The sequence below is a fragment of the Bradyrhizobium sp. JR4.1 genome, from assembly GCF_040548605.1.
Classification (GTDB): domain Bacteria; phylum Pseudomonadota; class Alphaproteobacteria; order Rhizobiales; family Xanthobacteraceae; genus Bradyrhizobium; species Bradyrhizobium canariense.
Window position 1 is genome coordinate 50,772 of record NZ_JBEPRY010000014.1, and the last position, 11,612, is coordinate 62,383.

The 11,612-nt window shown below is 64.3% G+C and carries 7 protein-coding genes; all 7 read left to right on the plus strand.

The features are described 5' to 3' along the window. The first annotated feature begins 3 nt into the window (after nucleotides 1–3). Nucleotides 4–603 carry a hypothetical protein gene (locus tag ABIB90_RS24910; protein WP_007594937.1) on the plus strand — a complete coding sequence of 200 codons (600 nt, stop codon included), beginning with the start codon at nucleotides 4–6 and terminating at the stop codon, nucleotides 601–603. Nucleotides 604–767: 164 nt separating this feature from the next. After that, a complete protein-coding gene (locus ABIB90_RS24915; protein WP_007594936.1) occupies nucleotides 768–1,019 on the plus strand; it encodes a DUF6894 family protein in 252 nt (83 codons plus the stop codon). Between the two features lie 207 nt (nucleotides 1,020–1,226). Beyond that, entirely contained in the window at nucleotides 1,227–2,960 is a 1,734-nt protein-coding gene (locus ABIB90_RS24920; RefSeq protein ID WP_354162047.1) for a methyl-accepting chemotaxis protein, read from the plus strand. A gap of 328 nt (nucleotides 2,961–3,288) precedes the next feature. Beyond that, the gene (locus ABIB90_RS24925; protein WP_354162044.1) at nucleotides 3,289–5,442 is read left to right on the plus strand and encodes a methyl-accepting chemotaxis protein; all 2,154 of its coding nucleotides are present in this window, start codon (nucleotides 3,289–3,291) and stop codon (nucleotides 5,440–5,442) included. Nucleotides 5,443–5,727: 285 nt separating this feature from the next. After that, nucleotides 5,728–7,470 (plus strand): methyl-accepting chemotaxis protein, encoded by a 1,743-nt coding sequence (locus tag ABIB90_RS24930; RefSeq protein ID WP_354162041.1) that lies wholly within the window; start codon nucleotides 5,728–5,730, stop codon nucleotides 7,468–7,470. Between the two features lie 194 nt (nucleotides 7,471–7,664). Then, complete coding sequence (locus ABIB90_RS24935; RefSeq protein WP_354162038.1) at nucleotides 7,665–9,635, plus strand: methyl-accepting chemotaxis protein; 1,971 nt, start codon at nucleotides 7,665–7,667, stop codon at nucleotides 9,633–9,635. 287 nt (nucleotides 9,636–9,922) lie between these two features. Further along, a complete protein-coding gene (locus tag ABIB90_RS24940) occupies nucleotides 9,923–11,611 on the plus strand; it encodes a methyl-accepting chemotaxis protein (protein ID WP_354162036.1) in 1,689 nt (562 codons plus the stop codon). The last annotated feature ends 1 nt before the right edge of the window (nucleotide 11,612 follow it).

The following is an 11,612-nucleotide window of genomic DNA, read 5'->3' on the forward strand; positions in this document are numbered from 1 at the left end:
AGCATGCTTGCGCGTATTGTGTTGGGGGCGGTCACGGCGGTAGCGACGTTTGCGCCGGCCATTGCTGGAAGCATGAACGCCGATGAGGCGCGCCGCTTCGTCGCCGGGAAGGTGTTTGCTTTCACCTGCTTTGACGGCACCCGCGGGGCTGGCCGCATCATGGACGACCTCGGCGCCGCCGGCGCCGTGCAGTTCTCGGGTGCAGGTCCGGTGAAACATCTCCGTCTGCCCGGCAACACGCTTCAGATCCGCGGCCAGAACGTCTGCGCCTCGATCAAGGGCATTCCGTTCGAGCCCTGTTTCAATCTTGAAAAGACCGACGATCGCAGTTTCCGCGGCTCGGTGTCGGGGATGGGCTTTGCCTATTGCGACTTCCATCACCAAGGCGGCAACCAGATGCTGATGGCGCGCGCCGTCGCGCGGCCGCGCTCGCTGCGCACCTCGGAACACACGGGTTCGGTCGGCGCGACCAACACCGAAGTCGCCGCGCGTGTCGAGACCCCGCGCGTCGAGAGCAGCCGGCTCGAGCCGGTGAAGCCGCAAGTTAAATCGGAGCCCGCCAGGGACGACGCCCCGCTGGAGCTGCGCCGCTCGACCCAGTGAGTTGGCTGCGCGGGACAGTCCGCGCACTTTGTCGTTGAGAGCTGCCATCAAACACGAAGCCGCCGCGCCGTAGTCATACGGACGGCGGCTTTCATGCGTTGGTAGCTGTTCGCGCCCCAGTTTGCGTACGGCCGGGGGGCGCGGCCCGATCAAAGGGTTCAACGATGTCGCTGTACTTCTTCCGTATCAGCACGGGCCGCTATTCCGGTGCTGCCGACCAGCCATATGAGTTCGAGGACCGCGCCGCGGCCTGGACCGAGATGACCGAAGTCTGTGCCAATTTGCTCGGCGGCATCTCACGCGGCCTGAAACAGGACGCCGAATGGCGCATGGAGCTGCTCGACGAGAACAAGGAGCCGGTGTTCCGGATCAGCCTGATCGGCGAGAGCCAGAAAGCCCTTGGTCGCACTGGCTAAAAATCGGGCATCCTACCGCCGCGTGTGGTTAACCTGTTAAGCGCGCGGACCGTGCCATTTTTCAAGGGATTTCCCGGCGAAGCCGGTATTTGTCCGGGGGCGGCCGTTAACCGGATCACCACACCTGAAGCTCAGTTTTTAGGCAAGGGCGATCAACGCCGAGGGCGGCCGACAATGACTTGGCCGCGCATCCCGGGAAACGCCCTCATGTCGAGACTCATCCAGAATCTACAAATTGGTACCAAGCTCGCGCTCGCTTCGGTGTTCGGCGTTATTCTCGTCGGCGCCATGATCGCGAGCCAGGTCATTGGCAACAACACCGTGCGTCATTCCAACCAAGCAGCAATTGCGCAGCAGGAATTGGTGCGCGAGGCCACCGAAGCCAAGCTTGGAATACGTGGCATGCAGCTCGCTGTACGCGACATGCGTCTCGCCAACAATCAGGGTGACTTGCAAAAGGCGAGCGAGACTCTGCTGGAGCGGTCGAAAGCGCTGAACGGCGTCATCGATTCCATGCTCAGATTGACGCACTCCCCGGGAAATCGCGCGCGAATGGAGAAGCTCAGGTCTACGTCCGCCGATTACCTGAAGGGCGCACAGCAGAACGCCTCTTTTCGCAGCGAGGCCATTGCCGTTGCGGCCACGGACCCAGCGCGCGCGGCCAAGATTTCCGAGGAAGGCGCGCGCCAGATCCGTGAGGTGACGCTGCCGCTTGCGACGCAACTGGATAATTTGACCAGCGAGATCGCCGATTTCGCCAAGCACAAAGGCGAGGAAGAAATCGCTGCCGCGACCCAGGAGATGGCCGCGAGCGAGCGTCTCGGCATGGTGGTCGGTGCGTGCGCCGTGCTCGTCCTCGTCGGTTCATGGCTGATGTCCTTCCTGACCATCGCGCGGCCGATCCGCGCGCTCACGGTTGCCATGGACAAGCTCGCTGGTGGTGACTTCTCCGTGGTGCTGCCGGGGCTCGGCCGCAAGGACGAGGTTGGCGGCGTCGCCGCGTCCGTCGAGAAATTCAAGATCGTATCCGAGCAAAAGGCGCGCGAGGATGCCGAGGCCAAGATCAGGCAGGACCAGGTCGCAGCCGCGCAACGCAAGGCAGAGATGCACAAGCTCGCGAACGGCTTCGAAGCTGCCGTCGGGGAGATTGTCGACACCGTCTCCTCGGCCGCGACGGAGCTCGAAGCGTCGGCCTCGACGCTGACCTCGACGGCGGAGCGGGCACAGGAACTGACGATAGTGGTTGCTGCGGCCTCGGAGGAGGCGTCGACCAACGTGCAGTCGGTGGCGTCGGCCACGGAGGAGCTGTCGTCCTCGATCACCGAGATCAGCCGACAGGTGCAGGAATCGGCGCGGGTGGCAAGCGAGGCGGTTACCCAGGCCCGCACCACGACCGAGCGTGTCGGCGAATTGTCCAAGGCGGCGGCTCGCATTGGCGACGTGGTCGAGCTGATCAACACCATCGCCGGCCAGACCAATCTGCTGGCGCTCAATGCCACCATCGAGGCCGCGCGCGCGGGCGAGGCCGGCCGCGGCTTTGCCGTGGTGGCTTCCGAAGTGAAGGCGCTGGCCGAGCAGACCGCAAAGGCGACCGGCGAAATCGGCCAGCAGATTTCCGGCATTCAGGCCGCGACGCAGGACTCGGTCGCCGCCATCAGCGCCATCAGCAACACCATTGAAAAGCTGTCCGAGATATCGTCCACGATCGCCGCGGCCGTCGAGGAGCAGGGCGCGGCGACGCAGGAAATTTCCCGCAACGTGCAGCAGGCGGCGGAAGGCACCCATCAGGTCTCGTCCAACATCACCGACGTGCAGCGCGGCGCGGGCGAAACCGGCTCGGCATCCTCGCAGGTGCTGGCAGCGGCACAGTCGCTGTCCGGCGACAGCAACCGCCTCAAGCTTGAGGTCGGCAAATTCCTCGACACCGTGCGCGCCGCCTAAGAACCTCGTTCCGGACAGCTCGGAAGACGCCCTGCCTCCTTAGGCGGGGCGTTTTTGCATCCGATCGTCGCCGCGAACGTCTCGCGCACGCCTTCGGCGAACGTCGGCTGCAAAAACAAACAGCGGCGACCTCAAGCTGAAATTTACAACTTGCTCGCGAAATTACCCCTTCGATTTCAACTATTTGGGCTGAAATCTCAGTATTTCTCCGAACCCTCCCGTTAACCAGAATGCGAAAACACGAGGACTAGATTCTCCGGCAAGGGCGATCAACGTCCATGCAGCCGGCAAGGACTTGGCTGCGTGTTTCCTTCGGGGAAAACGTACCATGTTGAGCCCTGCACATCATCAGGCCCGAACTCAGGCCGCCAGCGCGTGGAGTCGGCTCGGACATGTTCGGATCGGCACGATCTTGCCGATCATCATCTCTGCCCTGGTCTTGCTGGGGTTGGCCTCGGCCGGATTCATCGCCTATGAGGCCATCCTCAAGAGGCGAGAGTCCGAGGCATTCCTGAAGGTCAATGCAGTTGCCCAGCTGCTGCTGCGCAGCGCAGGACATTGGGCGATTGAACGCGGGCTGACCAACGCCGTGCTGAAGTCTCCTGATGTCGTCAGCCCCGAGCGCCGTGCCGAAATCGCAAAGGCGCGCGCGACGGCCGACGAGGCCTTTCGCCAAGCCATCCTCGATATCAGCGCGATTCCCGAAATGGGGGCGGGGCAAAGACAGATTGCGGACGCAGCGACGAAATTCGAGGCGCTGCGTCTCCTGCGTGAGAAGGCCGACGTGGGAATGTCGCGCCCGCGCGTCGAACGCGAACCTGACCTCGTCGATGGCTTCGCGCCAACGATTACGGAGGTGATCGACGTCGCGAGCAACCGCTTGCGGCTGACGCTCGAAACGCTCACCAGCCCGCCCGTGGCAAGGCTGGCGCAGCTCATCGGCTTGCGACATCTGACAGCTCAGATGGCCGAGAATGCCGGAAGGGAGCGGGCCCTGCTGGCCGGTGTCGTCGGTGCGCGTGCGAAGCTCGGGATGGAGGGCCATGAGCGCCTTTCGGCGCTGCGGGCCAAGGTCGAACTCGCATGGGACACCGTATTGCCGGTGCGGCTGCGCTCGGACTTCGCCCTGCAGATCGGCGAGGCAATGACGGAGGTCGAGAAGTCCTATTTTGGACTCTACGGTGAAACGCGGGCGCTTGTGCTCGCCGGTGGCGAAGGCGGCAACTACAAGATCACCGGACCCGAGTACTTCACGCGGGCCACTGTCGGCATCAATGCGGTGCTGAAGCTCGGTGAAGCCATTGGCGCGGCCGCTGACCGCGAAGCCACGATGCAGGCAGAAGTCAGCACTCGTAATTTCGCTTTCACGGTCGTGTTGCTCTGCGCCTCGGTGATGCTCGCTGGCCTCAGTTTCTGGATCACCTTTGGCCGGATCCTCAAGCCGCTTTCAGCCATTTCGGTTGCGATGGGTGGGCTCGCCAATGGCGACTTCACGACGGTCGTACCAGGCACCCGCCGAGGTGACGAGGTCGGCGAGATGGCACGGACCGTTGAAGTCTTCAAGCAAAACGGCCTCGAAGTCGAACGCATGCGCGGCGATCACGCTGCGGCCGAGAAGCGGGCAGCCGAGCAGCGCAAGGTGGAAATGCGGAAGCTGGCCGACGGCTTTGAAGCCGCGATCGGGGAGATCGTCGACACCGTGTCCTCGGCAGCGACCGAACTGGAAGCCTCGGCGTCGACGCTCACGTCGACCGCGGAGCGTGGGCAGCAGCTCACGACCATGGTTGCTGCGGCCTCCGAGGAGGCGTCCACCAACGTACAGGCGGTGGCGTCGGCGACCGAGGAGCTGTCGTCCTCTATCACCGAGATCAGCAGGCAGGTGCAGGAATCGGCCCGCGTGGCCCACGAAGCTGTCGGCCAGGCGCGTGTCACCACCGAGCGTGTCAGCGAATTGTCCAAGGCGGCGACGCGGATCGGCGCCGTGGTCGAGCTGATCAGCACGATCGCAGGTCAGACCAATCTCCTGGCGCTCAACGCGACCATCGAGGCCGCGCGCGCCGGCGAAGCGGGTCGCGGCTTTGCGGTTGTCGCCTCCGAGGTCAAGGCACTCGCCGAACAGACCGCGAAGGCCACCGGTGAGATCGGGCAGCAGATCGCCAGCATCCAGACCGCGACCGAGCATTCGGTCGGCGCAATCAAGGACATCAGCGGCACTATCGAGAAGCTCTCGGAGATTTCCTCCACGATCGCGGCGGCCGTGGAAGAGCAGGGCGCGGCGACACAGGAAATCTCCCGCAACGTGCAGCAGGCGGCGGAAGGCACCCATCAGGTCTCGGCCAACATCACCGACGTGCAGCGCGGGGCGAGCGAGACCGGCTCGGCGTCGTCGCAGGTGCTGGCGGCGGCCCAGTCGCTCTCTGGCGACAGCAACCGCCTCAAGCTCGAGGTCGGCAACTTCCTCAATACCGTGCGCGCAGCGTGACGCGGCATCGCGCAGCGCAAGCGGAACGCGAGATCGGCTTCGTCTGCTGAGCGACGACGCGCCCGCGCACTGGGATCGACGTTAACGCACGTGACGCGGCAAATTCGCGAGGCGTGTTTCGATTGCGCGGGATGGTTGCGATAATCCGGCAATTGAGCGACATATTCAGTATTTCTACTCAAGCGGCATCGCCTCGCGCTTAACATTAATGGAAAGCTCGCAGACTAGCCTCCAAGGCTGTTCGCGCGCTTCGCCGCGACAATGCGTATCCCGGGGACGTTTTCGATGATGTTCATTCAGAATCTGCGAATTGCCACCAAACTCGCCATCACCTCGGCGCTGACCCTCGCGCTCGTTGCGCTGATGATCCTCCTCCAGATGAGCGGAAGTGCCGAGGTCCAGAAGCTCAACAATAGCGCATCGGGACAGCAGGCGATCGCGCAAAACGCCGCGGAAGCGAAGGCGTCGGTGCGGGGCATGCAGATCGGCATTCGCGACATCCTGACCTCGTCCTCGCCTGCCGAGTTGCAGAAGGCCGCCAGCTATTTCAACGACCGCCAGACGGCTGCCCTTAAGTTTTCCGGTGAAATGGCAGGGCTCTCGCAATCGCCGGAGAACCACAAACGTATCGACCGCCTGACCGTGTTGATTGGCAATTTCCAGAAAGGCGAGCAGCAGATCGAGGCGATCCGTAAGCAGGAGCTCGCGCTCGAGTCGAGGAAGGACGGCGAAGCGGCGACGCAATTGGCAAAGCTGACCGCTGAAATCATCCGCATCCGCAAGGAGATGCTGATGCCGACCAACGCGGAAATATCGGAACTGGCCGACGAGATCACGAACTTCGCCAAGCATAAGAGTGCAGAGGCGCGCACGGCGGCGGAAACAGAGGCTGCGTCCGTTGCGCGGACGTCATTCGTCGCAGGCGTGCTGGTCGCGCTGGTCCTGATCGGCGCGTGCGTCTTCTCGATCTTCAGCATTGCCCGTCCGATGCGCGCCCTGACTGTCGCGATGGAGAAGCTCGCGGGCGGCGACTTCGCTGTGGTGCTGCCGGGCCTCGGCCGCAAGGACGAGGTCGGCGGCGTTGCCGGTGCCGTCGAAAAATTCAAGACCGTATCCGAGCAGAAGGCGCGCGAGGAAGCGGAAGCCAAGATGCGGCAGGACCAGATGGCGGCCGAGCAGCGCAAGGCCGAGATGCGCAGGCTTGCCGACAGTTTCGAAGGCGCCGTCGGCGAGATTGTCGGCACGGTGTCGTCGGCCTCGACCGAACTCGAAGCGTCGGCCACGACGCTGACCTCGACCGCCGAGCGCACGCAACAGCTCACGACCGTGGTTGCAGCAGCCTCGGAGGAAGCCTCGACCAACGTGCAATCGGTGGCGTCTGCGACCGAAGAGCTGTCGTCCTCGATCACCGAGATCAGCCGCCAGGTGCAGGAATCCGCACGTGTGGCAAGCGAGGCGGTAACACAAGCCCGAACCACGACCGACCGTGTCGGCGAATTGTCCAAGGCGGCGGCTCGCATTGGCGACGTGGTCGAGCTGATCAACACGATCGCCGGCCAGACCAACCTGCTGGCGCTCAATGCCACCATCGAGGCGGCACGCGCCGGCGAAGCCGGTCGTGGCTTTGCCGTGGTGGCTTCCGAAGTGAAGGCGCTCGCGGAGCAGACCGCAAAGGCGACCGGCGAAATCGGCCAGCAGATTTCGGGCATCCAGGCCGCGACGCAGGACTCGGTCGCCGCCATCAGCGCCATCAGCAACACCATCGAAAAGCTGTCCGAGATATCGTCTACGATCGCTGCGGCCGTCGAGGAGCAGGGCGCGGCGACGCAGGAGATCTCGCGCAACGTGCAGCAGGCGGCGGAAGGTACCCATCAAGTGTCGTCCAACATCACCGACGTGCAGCGCGGCGCGGGCGAAACTGGATCGGCATCCTCGCAGGTGCTGGCAGCGGCACAGTCGCTGTCCGGCGACAGCAACCGCCTCAAGCTCGAGGTCGGCAAATTCCTCGACACCGTGCGCGCCGCCTGACGGGCGCATATCTCCGAGAGAACTGCAACCGCCGCGCGTAGAAGCGCGGCGTTTGCGCGCGTGCATATTGCGGCGCCGCGACGAAGACCGCGCAGGGTTAACTTTCCGGAAAACCGATGCAGTCATGATCCCCGCAATATTCCGGGCGCTGAGTCGCCCTCACGTATTGCGTATCGACGTATTGGAGCACACTCATGAGCGGCCCTTCCATTCGCCTCGCCCACAAGGTCATGGCGATCGGACTGTTCGGATTGTTGGGCCTCGTCGCCTTCGGCGCGATCTACGAGATCGGCAGTCTCTCCCAGGACGCCTCTCGCGAGATTGCCAACCGGGCTCGTGCGATCGCCGACCTCGACGAGCAGCTCTCGATCGAGATGCTGGAGGCTCGCCGGGACGAGAAGAACTTCCAGCAGCGCCGCAACGAAAGCTACGCCAAGTCCCATGCCGAATTGATCGGGCCGATCAACCGCGACTTCGAGGAGATCGAGCGGCTGGTTGCGGCCGGCGGCATGGGCGCGCTGTCCGACCGGATGAAGCAGGCGCATGACGGCTTCAAGCGATACGCGTCGGACTTCGGCGCATTGGTGGCCGCGGAGACCCGGCTCGGCCTGAACGAGACGCTGGGCCTCTCCGGCTCGCTCCGCGCCGCCGTGCACGACATTGAGGCCAAGCTCAAGGAGATCGACGATCCCAGGTCCACGAGCTGGATGCTGATGATGCGCCGGCATGAGAAGGATTTCATGCTGCGGCGCGACCCAAAATACATCGCCGAGATGAAGAAGGCCGCAGTTGAATTCTCCAAGGCGATAGAGGTTGTCGCGGTCCCTACGGCGGTGATGACCGACATCACGGCCAAGCTGCAGAAATACCAGTCCGAGTTCGCGGCGTGGGCCGACACTGCACGGCAGAGCGCAGCCCTTGACGCCAGCATGATGAAGACCTTCCGCGAGCTCGAGCCGGGTATGGTCGAGGTACGCAATACAGTCGAAGGCCTGTACAAGCAGGCCGAATTTGGGGAAGCTGCGACCCGCGATGCCGTGCGCGTATGGATGATGGTCGCCTTCGGCGTCACCGTCGTCGTGCTCGCCGCAGTCGGCTTCCTTCTGGGGCGTTCGATCTCGAAGTCGCTTGCCGGCATGGTCGGTGCGATGACGCGGCTTGCGCGCGGCGAGCTTTCGATTTCCGTTCCCGGCATCGGGCGCAGGGAGGAGATCGGCGAGATGGCCGGTGCCGTCGAGGTGTTCAGGACCAACATGGTGGAGGCCGAGCGGCTGCGCGTCGAGCAGATCGATGCCGAGGCGCGCGGGCGCCAGCAGCGTAAGGCCGACATGCACCGGCTCGCCGATAGTTTCGAAGGCGCGGTCGGCGAGATCATCGATACTGTTTCATCGGCTGCAACCGAGCTCGATGCGTCTTCGAACACGCTGATGCAGGCCGCCGAGCGCGGCAACGGGCTTGCCACCGTCGTGGCGGCCGCCTCCGAAGAGGCCTCCGCGAACGTGCAGTCGGTGTCTTCAGCGAGCGAGGAAATGACCTCCTCGATCTCCGAGATCAGCCGTCAGGTGCAGGAATCGGCGCGTGTCGCCGATGTCGCCGTCGAGCAGGCCCAGCGCACCAATGCGCGCGTCGCCGAGCTGACCAAGGCCGCTTCCCGCATTGGCGACGTGGTCGAGCTGATCAACACCATCGCCAGCCAGACCAATCTGCTGGCGCTCAACGCGACGATCGAAGCGGCGCGAGCGGGCGAGGCCGGCAAGGGTTTTGCCGTGGTCGCGACTGAAGTCAAGGCGCTCGCCGAGCAGACTGCGAAAGCGACCGGCGAGATCAGCCAGCACATCGGTGCGATCCAGACCGCAACGCAAGACTCAGCCGGGGCGATCAAGGAGATCGGCGACACCATCGCGCGGATGTCGGAGATCTCGTCGACCATCGCGGCCGCGGTCGAGGAGCAGGGCGCCGCCACGCAGGAGATCTCCCGCAACATCCAGCACGTCGCGAATGGCACCTCCGAAGTCTCAGCGAATATCGGCCACGTCCAGCGCGGCGCAGGCGAAACCGGGGCTGCCTCGGCGCAGGTGCATTCGGCTGCGCAATCCCTTTCGCAGGAGAGCAACCGGCTGAAGAGCGAGGTCGCGCGCTTCCTGGAATCGGTACGGGTGGCGTGACAGCCGCTGCCGCGTTGGTCGCATGTTGCGGCGCAAGCGGACACGCTGCGCGTGGCAGCATGAGGTGGCTGCGAGCTGCAACAAATGGTTGCATGAGAAATAGCGACTGTCGGAAGTGTCCCGTAATTTTACGTAGGTCCCTGTTAACGCCTGCTTGCGACTATGTGTGCAATCTCACGGGATAAGAACCAGCCAGCATTGTTGAACTGACATCCGTCTCGCCACCGTCGTGGCGATCACGGCGCAGGTGATTTGCGCGTTGTCAGGTAACATCGGGATTTGTCGTGATGTCGAAATTGTCGATCGTCTTCAAGCTTCTGGCCGTGCTGTCGGTCCTCGTTCTTTCGCTCGCCGGTGTCGGCGTGACGGCGATCGGCACCATGCAGAACATCAATTCCCATACGGTCGAGATTGCGGAGAGCTGGCTGCCCAGCGTGCGCGCGCTTGGCTCGCTTCGCGCCGACATCAACGAGCTGCGCGTGGCGCTCCGTCTGCATCTGATGCAGGACAGCGTCGAGGGCAAGGACGCCGCCGAGAAGCGCTTGGCCTCGCTGCGCGCGCGCATCGACCAGACCCGCAAGGTCTACGAGCCGCTGATCACCTCCGCCGAGGAGCGCTCGCTCTATGGGCAATGGAGCACGGCGTGGGCCGAGTATCTGAACGGCGTGCAGGACGTGATGGCGTTGTCGCGCAAGGGCGTGGGACGTTTCCCGGCCGACGCTAACGAGCTGTTGCAGACCAAGGTCGCGAAGATGGCCCAGGCCGCCGACCCGCTGCTTCAGAAGGGCATCGAGATGAACAATCGCGGCGCCGAGCTGGAGACCAAGCAGGCCGCCGACAGCTATGCCATGATCTTCCGCGTGCTGGTCGGCATCATCGTGCTCTCGGTCGTGATCGCGATTGGCGCCGCCTATTATCTCGTGCGCGACGTTTCCCGTGGCATTGCCTCGATTATCCGCCCGATGCAGTCGCTCGGCGAGGGTGACCTTTCGGCCGAGGTGCCGCATCGCGGCGAGCGGACCGAGATCGGCTCGATGGCGGATGCGCTGCAGATCTTCAAGGAGGCGCTGATCGCCAAGAAGGCCGCCGACGAGGCCGCCGCGCGCGACGCCGAAGTCAAGATCGAACGCGGCCGCCGCGTCGACGCCATCACCCGCAAGTTCGAAGCCATGATCGGCGAGGTCGTCGGCACCGTATCCTCGGCCTCCACCGAGCTCGAGGCCTCCGCCTCGACGCTGACCAACACCGCGCAGCGCGGACAGGAACTCGCGACCGTCGTCGCAGCCGCCTCCGAGGAAGCCTCGACCAACGTCCAGGCGGTAGCATCCGCTTCGGAGGAGCTGTCGTCCTCCATCACCGAGATCAGCCGCCGGGTGCAAGATTCGGCGCGGATGGCCGCGGAGGCCGTCGAGCAGGCGGCGCGGACCAACGACCGCGTCAACGCGCTGTCGCAGGCGGCGTCCCGCATCGGCGACGTCGTCGAGCTCATCAACACCATCGCGGGCCAGACCAATCTGCTGGCGCTGAACGCGACCATCGAAGCCGCGCGTGCCGGTGAAGCGGGCCGCGGATTCGCGGTCGTCGCCTCCGAGGTCAAGGCGCTGGCCGAGCAGACGGCAAAGGCGACCGGTGAGATCGGGGCGCAGGTCTCGGGCATCCAGGCAGCGACGCAGGAATCGGTCAGTGCCATCCAGGAGATTGGCGGCACCATCGAGCGGCTGTCCGAGGTGGCTGCGGCCATCGCCGCCGCCGTCGAGCAGCAGGGCGCGGCCACGCAGGAAATCTCGCGTAACGTCCAGCAGGCCTCGGTCGGCACGCAGGAGGTCTCGTCGAACATCACCGATGTGCAGCGGGGTGCGTTCGAGACCGGCGAAGCTTCGAACGAGGTGCTGTCGGCGGCGAAATCGCTCGCGACCGACAGCACCCGTCTCAAGGTCGAGGTCGCGCAATTCCTGGAATCGGTTCGCGCGGCGTGAG